Genomic DNA, 19,592 nt, shown 5'->3' on the forward strand with positions numbered 1-19,592 from the left:
CTGAACTCGCTGACCGGCGGGCGACTCGGGGGCCGCCGCGGTTCCACGACGATGTTCCCCGCCGAAGCGGAGCGACTCATCACACCCGCCGAGCTCAGACGGTTCGGCGTACGGTCCTAGCGCCCTTCGAGGCTCGTCGCTGTCGCTCCTCGCACCTCAGGGAGCAATGGGGGACGCTTCTTCGGATCAGGGCACGTCGCCTTCGGCGACGACTCGCACGCTCATCCCGCCGACCGACACCACATCGCCAATCGTCAGCTGACGGCCGCGCCTGGTCTCCACCTCGTCGTTCACGGTGACCAGACCGTCGGCGATCACCTCCTTGGCCTCGGCCCCTGACTCGATCAGGTTGGCGAGTTTGAGGAATTGGCCGAGTCGGATGGAGTCGTCCCGGATCGTCACGTCGTACACGGCTTCGATCATGCCGTTCCACCGCCCGCCGGGCCACCTCGGCCGTCGGGGACGCAAGACGATCTGTGCCGGACGGGGCCAATCCGCGTGGAGTGCCGGGACATACCTCTCATCCCGACTACCTTTTACGCATGGCCACCGACACCCCCCTCGCGCCGGTCGACCCCGAGAATCCCGGCGAGCACCGCGACGTGGGACCGCGGACGCCCACCGCGGCCGACCGCAGGTCCCTCGCGCTGCTCGACAAGATCCGACGGCCCTCCGGGTTCGGGTCCCGCGCCCCGCACATCGCCGGCACGATCGTCGGTGTCCTGGCGGCAATCGCGTTGCTGTCCAGCCTCTTCCCGGCGATACGGCATCTGATCCACGACCCCCGCCGCTACGTCGACGACTACCTCATCACCCTCCCCGACACCAGCTTCGCCTGGGCGTTCGTGCTCGCCCTCATCGCCGTCGCGCTCTCGGCCCGCAAGCGGATCGCCTGGTGGATCAGCGTCATCTACCTGATCCTGTTCATGGCGACCAACGCGCTCTATCTCGTGCCGTCGCTGGCCGACGACCTGGGCGTGACGCGGTGGGACCGCACGAACATCTACCTCGGACTGTTCATCGACGCGCTTGCCCTGATGTTCCTGCTGTCGACATACCGCCAGTTCTACACACGGGTCCGCAAAGGCGCCGTCCTGGCGGCGTTCGGCACCCTGATCGCCGGACTGGCGATCGCGACGCTGCTGGGCTGGGCCCTGGTGTGGGCGTTCCCGCACACGCTGACCCGAGGCGACCGGTTGCCGTACGCGTTCAACCGGGTCGTGGCGTTCGGCGCCATCGACCAGGATGCCTCGTTCGACGGTCGGCACACCCACCTGTTCGTGAACGGTCTGCTGGGACTGTTCGGCGCGCTGGCGCTGATCGCCGCGGCCGTCGTGCTGTTCCGGTCGCAACGGCTGCGCTGGCTCATCACCGCCGAGGACGAGGCGCTCATCCGGGCGCTGATCACGCGATTCAACGACGACGATTCGCTCGCGTACTTCTCGACCCGTCGCGACAAGGCCGTCGTGTTCTCGCCCGATGGTCGGGCAGCGATCACCTACCGGGTGGAGGTAGGCGTCGGACTGGCGGGCGGTGACCCGATCGGCGATCCGGAGTCGTGGCCGGATGCCATCGCCGAATTCCTCACCCTGTGCGAGAAATACGGGTGGCATCCGGCATCCATGGGGTCGAGCCCGCGTGGCGCGGCCGCCTTCGACGCCGCCGGTTTCGTCTCACTCAACATCGGCGACGAGGCCATCCTGCACACGCGCGAGTTCAGCCTCAGCGGGCCGGCCATGAAGGCGGTGCGCCAGGCCGTGACCCGCACCCGTCGTGCCGGGGTCGGCGTTCGCATCCGACGACACAACGAGATCGGCGACACCGAGATGGCGCAGATCGTCGCGCGCGCCGACGACTGGCGCGACACCGACGAGGAACGCGGCTTCGCGATGGCGCTCTCGCGCATCGGCGATCCCGCCGACGGCGACTGCCTGCTGGTCGAGGCCGTGATGGACGAGGGCACCCCCGGCGAGCGGGTCGTCGGCATGCTGTCCTTCGTGCCCTGGGGGCGCCGGGGTGTCTCGCTCGACCTGATGCGTCGTGACCGGCACGGACCCAACGGCGTCGTGGAGACGATGGTCGCCGAGTTGTGCCGTAACTCAGAGCAATTGGGCATCACCGAGGTGTCGCTGAACTTCGCGGCGTTCCGGGCGTTCTTCGAGCAGGGCCCCCAGATCGGGGCCGGGCCCGTGATGCGGATGGGCTACTCGATCCTCATGTTCGGCTCGCGGTTCTTCCAGATGGAGTCGCTGTACAAGTCGAATGCGAAGTATCTGCCGGACTGGCAGTCGCGCTACCTGTGCTTCGAGGACAGCCGGATCCTGCCCCGGGTGGGCCTAGCCGCGATCGTGACCGAGGGTTTCATCACGTTGCCGCGCTTCGGACGGGCCAAGCACTACACGCAGGGGCCGCCGTCGATCCCGCCCGGTGTCAACGCGCCCGCGCTCATCGCCGAGCTCGACGCCGAGGCAGCCACACCCGAGGGTGCGATCGTCCACCGGCCGGAACAGGTGCGCGTCCGACTCGAGAAGATGGACCGGCTCGTCGAGCGCGGGTTCGATCCGTACCCGCCGGCCGATCAACCCACTCATACGATCGCGGCGGCCAAGGCCGAACCAGAGGGAACCGTCGTCACCGTCGCCGGACGCGTGACGCGACTTCGGGACTTCGGCAAAGTGGTGTTCGCCGACGTCCACGACTGGTCCGGCGAGGTGCAGGTGCTGGTCGAGGATTCCCGGATCATCCCGGGCACACCCGATTTCGGTACCGACGTCGACCTCGGGGATCTGATCCAGGCCCGCGGCGTCGTCGGCACGAGTCGGAAGGGTGAGCTGTCGATCCTGATCGACGCCTGGCGGATCAACGGCAAATGCCTGCGTCCGCTACCCGACAAATGGGCCGGCCTCACCGATCCGGAAGCGCGTGTCCGCCAGCGCTATGTCGACCTCGCCATCAACGAGCAGACGCGCAAGTCGCTGGCGACCCGCAGTCTCGTCGTGAAGTCGTTGCGTGACTTCCTCGGCGCTCGTGGCTTTCTCGAGGTCGAGACGCCGATCCTGCAGCAGATCCACGGCGGCGCGAACGCCACCCCGTTCCAGACGCACATCAACGCCTACAACCTCGACCTGTATCTGCGGATCGCCCCGGAGCTCTACCTCAAACGACTGTGTGTCGGCGGGGTCGAGAAGGTCTTCGAGATCGGCCGCAATTTCCGCAACGAGGGTGTGGACTTCAGTCACAACCCGGAGTTCACGAGTCTGGAAGCCTATGAGGCGCACAGTGATTACCTCAAGATGCTCGATCTGACGCGCGAGATGATCCAGTACGCGGCGACGGCGGCCTACGGGGAACCGGTCATCGTTCGCACCGATGCCGACGGAAACGAAGAGCGCGTCGACATCTCCGGGGAGTGGCCGGTCAAGACCGTTCATCAGGTGGTCTCGGAGGGCGCGGAGCAGGACATCACGCCGGAGACCTCCGTCGAGGAATTGCGCGCGGTGTGTGACCGCCTGGAGATCAATCACCGGCCCGACTGGGACGCCGGGCAGATCGTCCTGGAGTTGTACGAGCACCTCGGCGAGGATCGCACCACCTTCCCGACCTTCTACACCGACTTTCCGACGTCGACGTCGCCCCTCACGCGTGCGCACCGGAGCAAGCCCGGCGTCGCCGAGCGGTGGGACCTCGTCGCCTGGGGCGTCGAACTCGGCACGGCCTACACCGAACTCACCGATCCGGTGGAGCAGCGGGCGCGTCTCACCGAGCAGTCGATCCTGGCCGCCGACGGCGATCCCGAGGCCATGGAACTCGACGAGGACTTCCTGCAGGCACTGGAGTACGCGATGCCGCCCACGGGCGGTCTCGGCGTCGGCGTCGACCGGGTGGTCATGCTCATCACCGGACAGTCGATCCGCGAGTCGCTCGCGTTCCCGCTGGCGAAACCGCAGGACGCCTGACCGGGTCGACCGAGTTCGAATTCGCCTCAGCCGCAGAGTGCTCCGACGGCGTCGTGGTCGTGGGTGGGGATCACGCGCACGGTGTGGCGGGCCAGGTGGAGCCGGTGCAGCGTCGCGAACGCCGCGTCGCGGTCGTCGTCGACGAATTCGCCGGGGATGCTCGGCTTCTGGCGCAGGCGCGCCACCTGCTCGAAGTGCCAGGCCGCATCGCCGGCGAGCAGGACCGGGCCGGAGGACGTGCGGGCCAGGACGCCGACGCTCCCGGGGGTGTGCCCGCCGAGGTCGACGACGACCACGGAGCCGTCGCCGAACAGGTCGTGGCTCGCGACGAATGTGGACACGGGCGGGCCGTCGAGTTCGTAGTCGAGGATCCGGCGGCCGTCGATCAGTGCCGCCCGCACCCCGCCGACCGGTGGTCGCGTGCCCGCCAGTATCCATTCGCGTTCGGGCCGAGGTAGCCGCACCGGCAGGCCGGGCAGGTCCAGCAGGCCGCACACGTGATCCCAGTGAGCGTGCGTCGGCAGGGCGAAGTCGGGGGAGCGGTGCAGCGGCCGCAGCTCGAGACCGTCGGCGGTGCTGACCGTCGACCGCGGCGGGGTGATCAGCGGGCGCAAGATCGTCGGCAATTCGGGCAGGACGCGGTGGTGGGCGTCGCGGCAGAAGCCGGGATCGACCAAGAACGTGGCCTCGGGGTGCTCGACCACGAAGGTCGTCATCGCCGACGACGCGCGACGCAGGGTACGAGCTCCCTCGACGAGGCCGGCGAGCGGCACCTGTCGCGCAACCTGGGGCAGGGCGCGCACCCGGACGGTCACCTCGCCGTCGGGGAGCCCGGCGTCCTCGATGGCGTCGATGAGTCGCCGGTCCGGTGGGCGCGGCCGGAACGCGCCGCGCACGGCGAGCGCACCCGTGCGCAGCATCTCGGCCGGCGCCGGGCCCGGCTGGCGAAAGGTGGCCACCGCGTATTCCTACCCCGACCGCTAGGTGCCCGCGCCGATTCCGGGCAAGCGGATGTCATGTGTAGTTCACCGCGGAGAGGTTTTGGGTACCACTCCGCCGTCGTTGAATGGTCCTGGCCCTTCGAAGGGCCTGCTGTCCTCCCAACGGGCTACAACCGAACACAATGTGTAACGACGCGCTAGGGTCCAACGACCTATTCATCGACCCCCGACGTCTGACGAGAGGTACCGGAATGGTTGTCGAAGAGCTCGCACACCAGGACCGTCGGGCGGACCGTCGCTGACATGCAACCGACCCACATCCGGTTCACGGCGACTCCCGGGCAGCCACCGAGTCTTCCCGTGCCTCGTCCCCGACCCGGCAGCACCTGAAACCGTGGCGCCGAAGGAGATCGACGCCACCGCGAATGCGGATCATGGGGGCGGGGGAGAATCGCAGGTCCTACGGGACCTGCTGGCCCTGGTGGCCGAAGGCGACCGTGCGGCGTTCACGCGTTTCTATGACCTGACCAGTTCGCGGATCTATGGCCTCGCCGTCCGGGTGGTGCGTGATCGGCACTACGCCGAGGAGATCGTCCAGGAGGCCTACCTGCAGTACTGGCAGCGTGCCGCCGATTACGACCCGACCCGCGGATCGGTGATCACCTGGATGATGACGATCGCGCACCGGCGCGCCGTCGACCGGGTCCGCACCGAGGACATGCAGACCGAGCGGCTGTCGGAGTACGGCGTCCGGGCTGCTGAACCCGAGATGACGCAGGATCTTCCGCTCGAAGCGGTGCTGCGGTCGGTGGAGGTGAGCGCAGTGCACACCTGCCTCGGACATCTCACGGAGCTGCAGCGAGGAAGCCTCGAGATGTCGTACTTCGGCGGACTCACCTATCCCGAGGTGGCGGCGCGCACCGACACGCCCCTGCCCACCACGAAATCCCGTATTCGGGACGGCCTGAGACGGCTGCGGAGCTGCCTGGACGCGCAGGACGATCGCTGACGGGTCGGCTGTGAGCGCGTCGGGCCGTCCGGTGACGCTGCGCCATCCGCGCGGGCACACTGGACGCGTGCACGAGACGACACCCGACGCGGATCAGGATTCACCCGGTGAGTTCGTGACGGTCGGGGAGCATCGGCTCCACGTGCTGGACGAGGGTTCGGGACCGCCGCTGCTGCTCATGGCGGCGCTCGGGAGCAACTGGTTCGACCTCGATCCGTTGGTCGCGCGGCTGGCCTCCTCGTGGCGGGTCGTGCGGTACGACCGCCCGGGCTACGGGCTGTCCGATCCCATCGGTCGGCGTCACCATCCCTCGCTGCTGGGCGAGGTGGAGCGGATGGCCGCGGTGCTGGACGCTCGGGGTATCACCGAACCGGTTGTCGTCGTGGGGCATTCGCTGGCGTCGCTGTATGTGGAGGCGTTCGCACGCCGATATCCCGAGCGGACCGCGGGCGTCGTCATCCTCGACGGGTCGTTCGTCCTGGTGCCGTGGCGGATCGTCCCCCTGTCGTTCCGGGTGGGCAACGCCCATCGGGTGGTCGGTGCGGCGCGCGCGGTGACGAGCCGCGTCGGAATTCGTCGCTGGCCCAGTTTCCAGGTGTGGAGCCGCGTCGTGCCCGCGCCACCGGAGGGTCGAGGCGAGCAGCAGCGCCGATGGAGTACGCGCGTCTTCGGGCAGCCGCCCTACCTCCTGGCCCTTCTCGTCGAGAACGCCGCGTTCGGGTCGATGAACCAGACGTTGCGGAGTCTGCGACGGTCCGAGCCGATGCCGGACGTCCCGGTGATCGTCGTCGTGGCGTCGTCCAGGCTCCCGGGGTGGCGCCACTTCTGGGAATGGAAGCAGCGACGGTACGCCGACGTGCTCGGTGCCCGCGACATCGCGGTACTCCCGCGGGCGCGGCACTTCCTCGTCTCGGAGCGGCCGGACGACGTCGCAGAGATCATCGACGGGGTCCGCTCGCTCCCTACCCGCGAGTAACCAGCTACTTGCGGTCACACCTAAACTGATCGGCATGAGCGAGATGACCTTCACCCCGACGGCCGACCTCGTCGACGAGATCGGTGCCGACGTCCGCAGCTGCGACACCCAGTTCACGCAGTTCGGCGGCAACCGAGAGTTCGTCGGACGCGTGTCGACCGTCCGGTGCTTCCAGGACAACGCCCTGCTGAAGTCGGTCCTCGGCGAGTCCAATCCCGGTGGTGTGCTGATCGTCGACGGCGACGCCTCCGTGCACACCGCGCTGGTGGGAGACCTGATCGCCGAACTCGGTCGATCTAACGGCTGGGTGGGGATCATCGTCAACGGCGCCATCCGCGACGCCAAGACCATCGGCGGGATGGAAATCGGGGTCAAGGCCCTGGGTACCAACCCGCGCAAGTCGACCAAGACCGGCGCCGGTGAGCGCGACGTCCCGCTGACCATCGGCGGCGAGACGTTCACCCCCGGCGACGTCGTCTACTCCGACGACGACGGCATCGTGCTCGTCGCCGCAGGAGACAACCAGTAGAGCCCCGACCGCAGACCACGATCCACATCGAAGACCGGACACCCGCACAGCGCTGAGGAGCACCGACATGCCGAAGCCCACCGCCGACTATTTCGCTCGCCTCGGTGCGCTCGTCGCCATCGACGACGCCGCGAGTCGTCCCACGCGCCCCGTCCTCGAGGCGTTCAGCGGGACGGAGATGGCGACCATCCCGGTCGCCACCGCCGACGATCTCGAGGTGGCGGTCGCCCGGGCCCGCCAGGCGCAGGAGGGATGGGCGGCCCGCACGCCGGCCGACCGCGCCGCGATCATCGACCGCTTCTCCGACCTGGTCCACCGCAACGCGGCGTCGCTGATGGACATCGCGCAGGCCGAGACCGGCAAGGCGCGCATCTACGCGCAAGAAGAGGTCATCGACGTCTCGATCACCGCGCGGCACTACGCGACGAACGGCCCCAAGCTGCTCGCCGACCGCAAGGTCAAGGGCATGCTGCCGGGCGCGACCAGCGTGCGCGTGCGGTACCTGCCCAAGGGTGTGGTCGGCATCATCAGCCCGTGGAACTACCCGCTGACGCTGGCCGTGTCCGATGCGGTGGCCGCCCTGATCGCCGGCAACGGCGTCGTGATCAAACCCGACAGCCAGACGCCGTACTGCGCGCTGGCCCTGGCCGAGTTGCTGTACGAGGCGGGTCTGCCGCGTGAGCTGTACGCCGTGGTGCCCGGTCCGGGAAGCGTTGTCGGACAGGCGATCATGGCCAGCACCGACTACGTAATGTTCACCGGCTCCTCGGAGACCGGGGCCACCCTCGCCGAACAGGCCGGGCGTCGGCTCATCGGCTTCTCGGCCGAACTCGGCGGCAAGAACCCGATGGTCGTCACCGCGAGTGCCGACATCGCCAACGCCGTGCGCGGCGCGGCGCGTGCGTCGTACTCCAACTCCGGGCAGCTGTGCATCTCGATCGAACGGATCTACGTCGACAAGAAGATCGCCGACGACTTCGCCGAGCGGTTCGCCGCGTATGTCTCCACGATGAAGCTATCGGCCTCCTACGACTTCAGCGCCGACATGGGTTCGCTGGCCTCGGCCGCCCAGATCGACACCGCCGAAGCACACGTCGAGGACGCGGTTGCCAAGGGCGCGAAGGTGCTCGCCGGCGGCAAGCGTCGCGCCGACCTGGGGCCCTTCTTCTTCGAGCCGACGGTCCTCACCGACGTCACCGACGACATGGTGTGTTTCGCGAACGAGACCTTCGGACCGGTCGTTTCGATCTACCCGGTGGACTCCACCGACGAGGCGATCAAGCTCGCCAACGACACCGACTACGGCCTCAACGCCAGCGTCTTCGCCGGTAGCAGCGCTGAGGCCCAGGAAGTCGCCGAGCGGCTGCGCGCCGGGACGGTGAACATCAACGAGGGTTACGCCGCCGCATGGGCGTCGACGGCGGCCCCGATGGGCGGCATGGGTATCTCCGGGATGGGACGCCGGCACGGTGACGAGGGTCTGCTGAAGTACACCGAGCCGCAGACCATCGCCGAGCAGCGTTTCATCGGCATCGACCGCATGCCGGTGGTCCCGACGAGCATCTACCGCGCCATCACGCCGACCGCCGTCCGCGCGTTGAAGTACCTGCCGGGGCGGTAGGGGAGTTCACTCTGCATCATTCGTGAGTGTGACGACTCGTTGCCACAAAGGGTGTCGAGTATGACGAATTTCCGTCCACCTCAGGGTGTGGGAAGGGCAGATTGCCCTTCGACCTCGCTCACAGGGACGCAAATTCCTCACCGCGAACGGCGTCGCCACCACCCGGTCGCTCCGTTTGGCCGTGGCGTCACTGCTTCCGGCGTGCCTCGGGAAGCATGACTTCGCCGATCGAGACGTCCGATGTCCTGCCCCGTCGGTGTGAGCGTGGTTACGGTAGGCCTTGTGACCCGAACACGTCGAGGACGCAGGAGATCCGTCCGATCACCGGCCCGTGGGCTTGTGGCGATGACCGCGTCCGCGGCTGTCACGGTTGGGTGGTTCTTCGCCGGCCCGGCAGCTCATGCTCGAGCGCCGTTGCAGGTCACTGCTGTGACTGGCGGTATGACCATCCCCTGGGGTGTGGTTGTTGCACCCGACGGCACGGTGCTTACCGGTGAGCGCGCGGGGCGGTTCGTTGCAGTGCGCCCCGGCGGAAAACGAGTGAACGTCAGAGCAGACCTGTCGAAGATCTTCGCGGTCCACGAGGCGGGCCTCATGGGGCTAGCCATCGACCAACGTTTCTCGGACAACCGACGCGTGTATTCGTGTCAAGCGGAGTACACGGCGCCCGGCGCCTTTGTCGTGCCGGAACCTCTTGCCGGCGCACCGATTCCGGCCCCACAGACTGGTCAGACCATCAAGGTGGTGTCGTGGCGGGTGAGCGCGGACTGGACGCAGATGACCCGTGAACGGACGGTCCTCGGTGGAATCCCCGTGACCTCCTCCGGCAGTCGTGCCGGGTGCGGCCTTTTCGCCACCGCCGACAGCCTATGGGTCGGTACTGGCGACACAGGCACACCATCCGCTACCCAGGATCGGAAGTCGCTGGGCGGCAAAGTTTTACACATCAAACTCGACGGTACGCCCGCTCCGGGTAACCCCAACCCGCGCAGTCCGATCTACAGCCTCGGGCATCGCAACGTACAGGGCGTGGCGGTCCAGCCCGGAACAGGTCGCGTGTACGCCACCGAACAGGGCACGAGCCGCGACGACGAGTTGAACCGCATCGTCGCCGGGGGCAACTACGGGTACAAGCCCGATCGGACACCGATCATCTACGACGAATCAGTTCCGATGACCGATCCGGTCCGGGTCCCGGGGGCGATCGGTCCGGTCTGGAGTTCGGGCAACACGACGATCGCTTTGCCGGGGATCCGTTCCTGCCCGAAACCGGTTGGGGCGCATACAACGGCGGCGTCGTGCTGACGGCCCTTAAAGGTAAGCGACTGGTGTTCCTCAAGCTCTCCGATGACGGACGCCACGTGGTGTCGCGAACCGAGGCCCTGAAGGACGAGCACGGTCGCCTGCGCGGGGTGGCCGTTGCGCCCGACGGCTCGCTGATCCTGACAACCAGCGACGGCAAAGGTGCAGACCGCATCCTGCGGGTGCGCTGGGACGGCTGAGCAATGCGCGACAACGTAGCCGTTGGACACGCACTCGACCGTGGTCGTCGGCGCACCGAAGTTCGCCGGTGGTACCGGCGGTCCGGCGCGCGTGATCGCCATGGTGTGAATCGGACACAGAAAGGTCATCGATGACGACGCGCATCACCCGGTTCGACCGCGGACCCCACACCTTCGACGTCACCGACGAAGGTCCGATCGACGGTGAACCGATCGTGCTGTTGCACGGGTTCCCCCAGCGGGCCTCGTGCTGGGAACTGGTCGCGGAAATCCTGCACGACAACGGGTTCAGGACCCTCGCACCGGACCAGCGTGGGTACTCGCCCGGTGCTCGCCCCGCACGCCGACGGGACTACGTGCAGAGCGAACTGACCGCCGACGTGCTCGCCCTGCTCGACGCCGCCGGCCTCGAACGAGCCCACGTCGTCGGCCACGACTGGGGCGCACTCGTCGGGTGGGCGGTCGCCGCGCACCATCCCGCGCGGGTGAAGACGCTGACCGCCCTGTCTGTTCCGCACCCAGGGGCCTTCCTGCGCTCGATGCGCCACGGACAGGTCTTCCGGTCCTGGTACATGGCCGCCTTCCAGATTCCGGTCCTGCCCGAGAAGTTCCTCGGCTGGGCGATGCGAACACAACCGGACTTCGGGGAGCGGATGGGACTTCCGCAACCGTTCGCGTCGCGGATCGCCCGTGAGATCGGTGACTACGGCGCCCTCCCCGGCGCGCTGGGTTGGTATCGCGCGATGCCGCTCCCCGACAAGCGATCCGCGCCCCGGCCGGTCCGCGTCCCGACCACGTTCGTGTGGGGCGACGCCGACCCGGCCATCGGCGAGGAAGCGGCCCGCCTGTGTTCGGGCTGGGTCGACGCGAAGTACGAGTTCATCGCGTTGCGCGGCGCCGACCATTGGCTGCCGGAAGCGCACGCCGACGACGTTGTCGCCGCGGTCCTCGACCGGGTCGGCGATCTCGCCCCGGCGAACGGTTCGACCACCGCCCCGTCGGCGGTGGGACCGTCAGCGCAGGACTCGGCGTAACACGACGAAGACGATCAGCGCGACCACTGCTGCGAGCCCGGCATACGCGGGCGTGAGATTGGTGGTCGGGGGTTCGGTGGGCGAACCAGAGCGCAACTGTGCGAAAGTCGCACGGGCGGCGTCTGATTCGGCGACCACATCGACCGGCGGATGCGTGGGCGCGGGGGTGGGATCGGCGGGCGCGGGGGCCGAGGACGCGGTCGGGGCCGGCTTCGGGGAGTGCGTCACCGGCGGCTCGGGGGGCGACGCCGGGGTCGTGGCCGACGATACTTGAGGCGCTTCGGGTTCCGGGGTCGGAGTCGGCGGATCCACTGGCTCCGGGGCGGGCGGCGCCGACTTCGGCGGCGCCTTCTTGGCCGGTGCCTTCTTGGCTGCCGACTTCTTCGCCGGTGCGGCCCCGGCGGCCTTTTTCGCGGGGCTCTTCTTGGCCGGTGCCTTTTTCGCGGGGCTCTTCTTCGCCGCCTTCTTCGGCGGAAGCTTGTCGCCGCCGGATTCCGCGGCAGCCGTCTCCGGCGAGGCCTTCTTCGCTACCGGCGCGGCGGGTACGGCGTCGGGTACGGAGGCGGACTCTTCCGGTGCGGCGATCGGGAACAGCGCCTGCTCGTCTTGGTTCGACTCACCGGCGGACGGCGTGGCGTTCGGATCCGGCTCGGTCATACGGCGCTCCCTCGCAAGTATCCGGCAGGCGCCCGGCAACTGCTGCGCCGCGCGACACGTTCGCACCCATCCTAATGGTGTGCCCCGGAACCGGGCACCGGCGACCGGATCCCGCAGCCTGTTCCACACGTGCCGCTGATCGCTCGCCGATCTCACCCGACGGGCCGCCGTCCACCGGCGCGGCGAGGACCCGGCTCGGACCGTGGGTCAGGAACGGACCCCGAGCCGCGCGAGGATGTCGGCGTCGACGGCTTCGAGTTCGTCGGCGATGGACTTGTGGGCGGTGCGGCGCTGACCGGCCGACATCGGCTCGGCGGTCTGCACCGCGACGTCCAGATTGTCGAGGCGCATGGTCATCGCCGCGACGAAATCCGTGGAGTCGGAGCTGGTGTCCTGCGCGACGACCTTCTCCAGTGCCGTCCGGGTGGTCGCGATGCGCGCGGACAGGGTCGCTCCGTGACCGCTGAACTGGCGCAACACCTCCGGTGAGACCCCCGCGCGGCTCGCCTGCAGTGTGGAAAGCTGTTCGCGTCCGGCGACCGCGGCCCGGTAGACGACGGGTGCGGCGATCGGTGCCACGAGCCGGGCGACGGTGAGGTAGCGCTTCACACTGGCCGGGCTGAGAGCCTTTGCGTCGGCGGCGGCCTGCGCCTCGACGGCGAACTTCTTCGCCTCGGCCTTGCTCACCTTCGTCTGGGACTTGGCGAGCTGCTTGGCGGTCTTGCGCTCGGCCTTCATCTCCTTCTGGAAGTACTTGTGCTCGTTCTTACGCCGGGCCTTGTGTTCCTTGCGCCGCGACTTGGCGTCGAACTTGGCCTCCAGCTTGGCTTTCGCCTTGAGAGCCTTGGCCTCTGCCTTGCGCTGAGCACGAGTCGTACCGTCGGAGGAGAACAATCCCATCGAATGCCCTTTCGCTGCTGCCGAGAAGACCGCAGTCGACCCCCGGCCTGCTCTCGTTCCGCTCCCGGCGCCGGTGTCGACCGGCTCGCTCGATCGCGTCCGGCGCCGCACTTCATGGCCCCGCTCGCTTCGCTCCCGACGTCAGGCGCGCGTGATAACAAGTACAAGCATGACATGTGGTTGTATCCGACCACGTGTCCGTCCGTTCGAGCCCGGAAAGGGATGGCGTGGTCCCTGTCGTGTTGTCGCCGCGCGACCTCGCCGGTTGCGAGCACCGGGTCGCCCTCGACTTCGCGCACGACAGACGTCCCGCCGACGAACCCGATCCACCCGGAGTGCAGCGCCGCAAGGAGGCCGCGGCCGATCACCGAGCGGCGATCCGCGAGCTGCTCCGCGGGGTACACAGCGATCAGCCGGGCGCGTTCGTGGTCGTCGACGCCGATGCGAGCACCGCTGAGCGCGTCGCGGCCACGCTGCGTGCCTGCGACGCCGGGGCGTCGTGGATCTGGAACGCGACCCTGCCGACCGACCGGGAGCACGGGCGCCGTGGCCATTCCGAACTGCTGGTGCGGGTGGGGGACGGCTACACCCCGGTCATCGTCGTCAACCACCGGGTCAGCCAGCCGGCGAAATCGACGCCGGAACCGGACGGGCGCGCGCCCAGCCTGGTGACCAGTCCGTTCTGGATGTGGGCACCGAGCCCCGACCCGTATCGGACCGGCCGGCCGAACCGACGGGACAACCTCCGGCTGGCTCATCTCACCGCCATGCTCGTGGAGATCGGCAGGGCGTCGTCGACCGACACGACGGAGTTGCGCGGCGGCGTGATCGGCGTGGACGCGGACTGCATCGTCGTCCTGGACACCGGGGCGATGCTCGAGGACTACTCGGCGATCCTCGAGCATCGGCTCGCGGTCGCGGGTGGGCAGGTCCCCACCGAGCCCCGCCGGATCAGCGAATGCCGTTCGTGCCCGTGGTGGGTGCGCTGCGGACCGGAGCTCGAGGAGAAGCGCGACGTCAGTCTCGTGGCGAGCGGCAACCAGGGTTCGGTCCTGATCGATGCCGGGATCACGACGATCGACGAACTGGCCGCACAGCGCGGGGCCCCACCGGAGGGCTGGCCGGGCGGCGTCCGGTTCGGCGACGCGATCATCAACGCGATCGCCTGGCTCACCGGCACCGAGCTCGTCCGGCGCGTCGACTCGCCGCGGGTCCACCGCGCCGACATCGAGATCGACGTCGACATGGAGAGCTACGGCGAGCACGGGGCGTATCTGTGGGGGACACTGCGCACCGACACCACCGACTCGTCCGCGCCCGTCGAGTACCGCCCGTTCGTCACCTGGGACCCGCTGCCCACGCGCGACGAAGCGCGGTCGTTCGCCGAGTTCTGGGGATGGCTCATGGCCGAACGCGCCGCCGCCCGCGAGGCCGGGAAGACGTTCGCGGCCTACTGCTACTCCCAGCAGGCGGAGAACCGATGGCTGCTGGGGTCGGCCGACAGATTTGCCGGCGAGCCGGGCATCCCGGCGCGCGCCGAGGTCCAGGCCTTCATCGCATCCTCGGAATGGGTGGACATCTACGAGGCGGTCGGCGAGAACTTCATCTGCCCCCGGGGCAAGGGACTGAAACGAGTGGCGCCGGTCGCGGGGTTCTCGTGGCGCGACGACGACGCGAGCGGCGAGGCGTCGATGGAGTGGTACCGGGCGGCTGTCGCGCTCGGGGGCGGGCGCCCCGACGACGGGCAGCGCCGGCGACTTCTCGAATACAACGAAGACGATGTCCGTGCCACAAAAGTGTTGCGCGAGTGGATGACCGACGGCGCGGCCGCGCAGGTGCCGCACGAGCGGGATCTGCTCGACCGGTTCCGGGCGAGCTGACGACTCAGCCGAACCGCTGGGTCGAACGTCTCGTCGCCGCGTGTCAGGGACGCATCGAGCGCAACGAGTCGAGGAACGACCCGCTGCCGAGCAGGGCGACGGCGCCGAGCAGCAACAGTGCTCCCGGCGCCACGCCGAGGACGAACTTCCGCACCGACGTCAACGTCGAGTCCTCCGGTACACCGGGGGATGTCTGCGGCGGATCGACCGGCGGTCCCGCTGCACCCGCAACCGTCTGCGAGGTGTCGGTGCCGTCGGATTCGACGTCGGTGTCGGGCTGGGGAGAACGACGGTCGGTGTCCGGCTCGCTCGCGGGGCCGGAGTCCGGAGTTGGCCCGGTCGAACCACCTCCACCAGGCGGGGCGACCGTCGGTACGTCGGCGACGGCCGGACCGGTGTTCGGGGGGACCCCGGCCGGGTCGGACCCGCTCACATCGCCATCGGACGCCGAGGGAGCGTCCTCCTCCCGGCGGGTGCCGCGGGACGGGTCGTCATCGTCGCCATCGCTCCCGGATGTGGTCTCGCGCATGGTGGTCGTCGGGTCCGGATCATCGGTGCTCGTCGTGGTGGTGGTGGTGGTCGTCGTCGTGGTGCTGGTCGTGCTCGTGGTCTCGCTCGTCGTGTCCGACGTCCCCGGCATGGGCGACGATCCACAACCGCAGCCCGTGGGATGAGACGGTGCGGAGGACTCGTCCGTGGTCTCGGGATCGGTGCTCTCGGGGTCCGTGGATTCGGGTTCGGTCGTCTCGGGGTCGCTGGTGTCCGAGTCGTCGGTCGGCGAGCCCGCGGGTGTGTCGGTGTCGGTGTCGTCGACCTCGTCCGTGTCATCGGGATCGCTGTCGGCGTCACCCGCCCAGTCGGCGCCTGGCGCATCGGGGCCGGGTGGGGCTGTCGACGCAACCCCGGGCGCGACGACGATGAAGAGAATCGCGGCGAGAGCGATCAGAACGACGGCGAGACCACGCGGCTTGGCACGGGCGCCGCGGTGGGTCGGGAGACGGTGGCTCATCGTTCGTCAGGCGTACAGTCGAAGGGGTGAAACATCGTCGCTGACACCATGCGGCAAATCGACGCGCACCGCGGGCCGAACCCGAATGTTCATCTGGTGGATCCGCGTCGGCAACCCATGACCCCCATGAATGTGAAGAACGCCACACTAACGATCGTTACACCATCTTCACAGGTGATACGCGCAGAGCGCGGCGGTCCGGTACTTTCTGATCGTACCGATCGTTGCAACGGCCGTGTACAGCGGGCTTTAATGCTTGCAAATTCAAATTTTTGCGTTTCGGAGAAGATTGTCATGACTTCAGGAGGGGCGGAGAAGCCTATGGGCGACACCGGACGCACCGACTCCGATCGTTCGAGGACGACGGACGCGGATGCTCTCGACCCCGGGCTGTTCGCCCGGCGGCTCGAGGAACTGTTCCGGACGGTTCCTGGTCCGAACGGTAGGGCGTACAGCGCGAAGGCGATCGCGGCGCGATCGACCGAGCGGGGGTTCCGGCTCGGCGAGTCGTATCTGAGCCAACTGCGATCGGGGAAGGCCAAGTCTCCCTCGTTCCGCACGGTGGAGGGCATCGCGGCCGCTTTCGGGGTCGACGTGCACTATTTTCTCGAGGATCGGGCCGCGCAGCGTACCCGCGACGAGATCGATCTGATGCGGTTGCAGGCCGACACGAACGTCCAGCTGGCGGCCTTCCGCTTGGCCGGGTTGTCGAGTGATTCGGTCACGGTGGTGAACGAGCTGATCAAGGTGCTGCGCGAGCAGCAGGGTCTGCCCAAGGATCCGCCGGACGTGATCGCGGCCGGTCTGAGCGACACCAAGCCGTCGGCCGATTCGCGGCTTCGCGTCGTCGGAGACCACAGCGACGACTGACCGCCGGTGAGGCGTTCGCGGAGCCATTCGTTCCGGACCGAGGGGTGTCGGCCCGGACAGGCCAGCGAAGTCGATCGCTGCGGGTGGATTCCGGCGTGGTGCGCGCTCGTGATTCGATGAGCTCATGCGTCGATCCGAGCGCGCATTGCGCGCGTTGTGCCGCGCCGAGCTGAAGGGGCTCGATCTCGATCTGCCCCTCGACGTGGCTCAACTCTGCGAACGGTACGGTGACCGTCGCGGTCGGCCCATCCGCTTGATCGAGCATGCCTTGCCCGCGGGGGTTCCCAACGGCATCTGGTTGGCCGCGACCGACGCGGACTACTTCTTCCACCAGGCCCACACCTCACGCTTGCACCGCAATCAGATCGTCGTCCACGAGTTCGGCCATCTGATCGCCGGCCACCAGATCCTCGGTGAGGCCTCGGCGGCGGGGATCGCCGCCCTGACGCAGGACGAATCGGCAGCCGCGCTCCGGCGCACGTGCTACTCCGACGACGCCGAGTGGGAAGCCGAGATGCTCGCCTCGTTGATTCTCGGCTGGGCCGAGGACGCCGGCACCGGCGTCGGGAGCACCGCATCGCACGGCGAACTGCGTGGACTCCAGAAACTGTTGGGGGGTCATCGCGGATGGCTGTGACACGCCGGTCGGTTGCGGCACCGGGAAGAATGTGAGTCCCTGTTGGGCGTGATCACTGTCGCGGGCGGGGGCCCGACGGTCAATCTGCTGGCCTCCGGGGTGGACGTCGGGATCGGCGCGGTCAACGCCGTCGCCGCGGTCGTCTTCGCCTTCGCGTTCTGCTGGCGCCTCGATCAGATCCGCCGTGCGGGATGGGGGTTGCAGCCGCTGGCGATGATGATCGCCGTGGCGGCGCTGACCCTCGCATTCGTCGTCGTCGACGACTCGGTCGCCGACGTGCTCAACGAGGTCGGTTTCACCGGCCTGTCGAGGGTGGCGTTCTACGCGCTCCTCGCGATCGGGGTCGCGGCGCTCGTGGTGGTGTTCTTCTTCCCCGGGAAGGTCACGCGCGAACGCCGGGCCGGATGGGAGGCGTTGCCCCTCGTCGTGGCACTCGTCGGGCTGCAGGTGACCATGCTGGTCATCCCGGTCGAGATCCGGACCGCGACCATCGACGAATGGACCGTCCAGAACTGGGGTTTCGCGCTGTTCATGCTGATCGCCAGCGGTTACCTCGCCTACGGCTTCGTCGCCTGCGTCAACAGCGTCCGCAAGTTCTATGCGACGGCGGACGGCTATCTCCGTGTGTCCCTTGGCCTTCTGATGACGGGTCTGACGTGTCTCGCGGTCGGCGCGGTCTGTCAGATCGTGTTCGTGATCGTGTCCGCGACGAACGTCGTCCGGTCGCCGTGGCTTCTGACGACGAATCGGGCCGTCGCCATCGTCGGCGTCGTCACGTTCCTGGTGGGGATCAGCTATCCGATGGTCTACGCGCGGGCTCAGTCGGTCGCGGCCAACCGGCGTCGTCGACGCCTCGACGCCGAACTCGTGCCCCTGTGGCGACTGGTGACCGACGCGGTCCCCGAAGTGGTGCTACCGGATGCCGGCCGGCTGACACCGACCACCCGATTGCATCGGCGCGTCGTCGAGACCCGAGACGCGTTGACGCAGTTGAGTCCTCGGGTCCCGGCGGTGTTCGGGTATGCCGAACCCGAGGTGCAGGCGAGGCTGTTGCGGGCCGCCGTGGCCGGACACGATCCGCGAGAGGGTGACGGCGGTGCCGTCCGAGACCTGGCGCCGGCGGATGGCGAGGGTCTCGAAGCGGATGCCGCGCCGTTGATCAGACTGGCCCGGGCGCTCGACGCCGTGCAGATGGTCGAGGAGCCGGCCGACCGGTGACGCGCCGGCCGGCCCTCGAACGGGCGAAGTCGCCTCAGGTGAATCCAACGAGTCAGTCGGACTAGCGCGGCGCCATCCGGATCGCGCCGTCCATGCGGATGGTCTCTCCGTTGAGGTAGTTGTGCGCGACGATGAACTCCGCCAATTGCGCGTACTCGTCGGGCTCGCCGAGACGTTGCGGAAACGGGATGCCCTCGGCGAGGGTCTTCTGGAACTCGGGGGTGACACCAGCCAGCATCGGCGTGCTGATGGTGCCGGGGGCGATGGTGCACACGCGCACGCCGATGCGTGCGAGGTCGCGGGCTGCCGAGATGGTCATCGCGTGCACACCACCCTTCGACGCCGCGTAGGCGATCTGACCGATCTGGCCTTCGAACGCGGCCACCGATGCGGTGTTGATGATGACACCGCGCTGACCGTCACCGTCGATGGTGGACTCTTCCTGCATGCGGTTGGCGGCCAGTCGCATGACGTTGAAGGTGCCGACCAGGTTGATGTCGATGACCTTGCGGAAGAGATCGAGCTCGTGCGGGCCCTTCTTGCCGAGTATCCGTGCGGCCCAGCCGACGCCGGCGCAGTTGACTGCGACACGCAGCGGTGCCCCGGACTCGGCGATGGTGTCGATGACGGCCTGGACCTGGGTCTCGTCGGTGACGTCGGCCGCGACCAGCGTGACTCCTTCGGTGGGCGCGGCCTTGTCGATCGAGGCCTGCAGGTCGAGGCCGAAGACCTGGGCGCCGGCTGCGGCGAAACGCCGTGTGGTGGCCGCACCGAGGCCGGAGGCCCCGCCGGTGACCAGTACGGAAGCGCCTGAAACGTCCATGTGTGAGGTGATCCTTTCGCGGTACCCGAC

The 19,592-nt window shown here is 68.4% G+C and carries 16 protein-coding genes and 1 pseudogene; 11 read left to right on the plus strand and 6 right to left on the minus strand.

The features are described 5' to 3' along the window. Window positions 1-186: 186 nt before the first annotated feature. A complete protein-coding gene (locus tag AS181_RS22370; protein WP_058253697.1) occupies window positions 187-423 on the minus strand; it encodes an RNA-binding S4 domain-containing protein in 237 nt (78 codons plus the stop codon). 119 nt (window positions 424-542) lie between these two features. Between AS181_RS22370 and lysX the strand changes: the two genes are divergently transcribed. After that, window positions 543-3,956 (plus strand): bifunctional lysylphosphatidylglycerol synthetase/lysine--tRNA ligase LysX, encoded by a 3,414-nt coding sequence (lysX, locus tag AS181_RS22375; RefSeq protein ID WP_058253698.1) that lies wholly within the window; start codon window positions 543-545, stop codon window positions 3,954-3,956. Window positions 3,957-3,982: 26 nt separating this feature from the next. On the opposite strand, the gene AS181_RS22380 is transcribed toward lysX, so the two are convergent. Further along, window positions 3,983-4,915, minus strand: a complete 933-nt coding sequence (locus AS181_RS22380; RefSeq protein WP_231742664.1) for an MBL fold metallo-hydrolase — start codon at window positions 4,913-4,915, stop codon at window positions 3,983-3,985. 376 nt (window positions 4,916-5,291) lie between these two features. Here AS181_RS22380 and sigK point away from each other — a divergent pair, with 376 nt between their 5' ends. The 6 genes and pseudogenes from sigK to AS181_RS22410 all read left to right on the plus strand — a co-directional run bounded on the left by sigK (window position 5,292) and on the right by AS181_RS22410 (window position 11,568). Beyond that, a complete protein-coding gene (gene sigK / locus AS181_RS22385; protein WP_058253699.1) occupies window positions 5,292-5,906 on the plus strand; it encodes an ECF RNA polymerase sigma factor SigK in 615 nt (204 codons plus the stop codon). 67 nt (window positions 5,907-5,973) lie between these two features. After that, window positions 5,974-6,882 carry an alpha/beta fold hydrolase gene (locus AS181_RS22390; RefSeq protein WP_058253730.1) on the plus strand — a complete coding sequence of 303 codons (909 nt, stop codon included), beginning with the start codon at window positions 5,974-5,976 and terminating at the stop codon, window positions 6,880-6,882. 34 nt (window positions 6,883-6,916) lie between these two features. Continuing rightward, window positions 6,917-7,411 (plus strand): ribonuclease E activity regulator RraA, encoded by a 495-nt coding sequence (gene rraA, locus AS181_RS22395; RefSeq protein WP_058253700.1) that lies wholly within the window; start codon window positions 6,917-6,919, stop codon window positions 7,409-7,411. Window positions 7,412-7,478: 67 nt separating this feature from the next. After that, window positions 7,479-9,032, plus strand: a complete 1,554-nt coding sequence (locus AS181_RS22400) for a succinic semialdehyde dehydrogenase (protein WP_058253701.1) — start codon at window positions 7,479-7,481, stop codon at window positions 9,030-9,032. A 282-nt stretch (window positions 9,033-9,314) separates the two neighbouring features. Continuing rightward, window positions 9,315-10,534 (plus strand): annotated as a pseudogene (locus tag AS181_RS22405) (PQQ-dependent sugar dehydrogenase). A gap of 131 nt (window positions 10,535-10,665) precedes the next feature. Then, window positions 10,666-11,568, plus strand: coding sequence for an alpha/beta fold hydrolase (locus AS181_RS22410; RefSeq protein WP_058253702.1), 903 nt, complete (start codon window positions 10,666-10,668; stop codon window positions 11,566-11,568). On the opposite strand, the gene AS181_RS22415 is transcribed toward AS181_RS22410, so the two are convergent. Then, window positions 11,548-12,225: a hypothetical protein gene (locus tag AS181_RS22415; protein WP_058253703.1), complete on the minus strand. Its 678-nt coding sequence runs from the start codon at window positions 12,223-12,225 to the stop codon at window positions 11,548-11,550. The genes AS181_RS22410 and AS181_RS22415 overlap by 21 nt on opposite strands. A 207-nt stretch (window positions 12,226-12,432) precedes the next feature. Further along, window positions 12,433-13,125, minus strand: a complete 693-nt coding sequence (locus AS181_RS22420) for a DUF6474 family protein (RefSeq protein WP_058253704.1) — start codon at window positions 13,123-13,125, stop codon at window positions 12,433-12,435. A gap of 227 nt (window positions 13,126-13,352) precedes the next feature. Here AS181_RS22420 and AS181_RS22425 point away from each other — a divergent pair, with 227 nt between their 5' ends. Then, window positions 13,353-15,005 carry a TM0106 family RecB-like putative nuclease gene (locus AS181_RS22425; RefSeq protein ID WP_058253705.1) on the plus strand — a complete coding sequence of 551 codons (1,653 nt, stop codon included), beginning with the start codon at window positions 13,353-13,355 and terminating at the stop codon, window positions 15,003-15,005. 43 nt (window positions 15,006-15,048) lie between these two features. Here the strand turns inward: AS181_RS22425 and AS181_RS22430 are convergent, their stop codons facing one another. Then, window positions 15,049-16,014, minus strand: coding sequence for a hypothetical protein (locus tag AS181_RS22430; RefSeq protein WP_058253706.1), 966 nt, complete (start codon window positions 16,012-16,014; stop codon window positions 15,049-15,051). A 294-nt stretch (window positions 16,015-16,308) separates the two neighbouring features. Here AS181_RS22430 and AS181_RS22435 point away from each other — a divergent pair, with 294 nt between their 5' ends. The 3 genes from AS181_RS22435 to AS181_RS22445 all read left to right on the plus strand — a co-directional run bounded on the left by AS181_RS22435 (window position 16,309) and on the right by AS181_RS22445 (window position 18,739). Then, window positions 16,309-16,884 (plus strand): helix-turn-helix transcriptional regulator, encoded by a 576-nt coding sequence (locus AS181_RS22435; protein ID WP_058253707.1) that lies wholly within the window; start codon window positions 16,309-16,311, stop codon window positions 16,882-16,884. A gap of 124 nt (window positions 16,885-17,008) precedes the next feature. Beyond that, window positions 17,009-17,521, plus strand: a complete 513-nt coding sequence (locus tag AS181_RS22440) for a hypothetical protein (protein ID WP_058253708.1) — start codon at window positions 17,009-17,011, stop codon at window positions 17,519-17,521. A gap of 42 nt (window positions 17,522-17,563) precedes the next feature. Continuing rightward, entirely contained in the window at window positions 17,564-18,739 is a 1,176-nt protein-coding gene (locus AS181_RS22445) for an MAB_1171c family putative transporter (protein ID WP_058253709.1), read from the plus strand. A gap of 61 nt (window positions 18,740-18,800) precedes the next feature. Here the strand turns inward: AS181_RS22445 and AS181_RS22450 are convergent, their stop codons facing one another. Beyond that, on the minus strand, window positions 18,801-19,562 hold the full coding sequence (locus AS181_RS22450; RefSeq protein ID WP_058253710.1) for an SDR family NAD(P)-dependent oxidoreductase: 762 nt from the start codon (window positions 19,560-19,562) through the stop codon (window positions 18,801-18,803). Window positions 19,563-19,592 lie beyond the last annotated feature (30 nt).

This window comes from Gordonia sp. SGD-V-85, assembly GCF_001456905.1.
Taxonomy (GTDB): Bacteria; Actinomycetota; Actinomycetes; order Mycobacteriales; family Mycobacteriaceae; genus Gordonia; species Gordonia hongkongensis.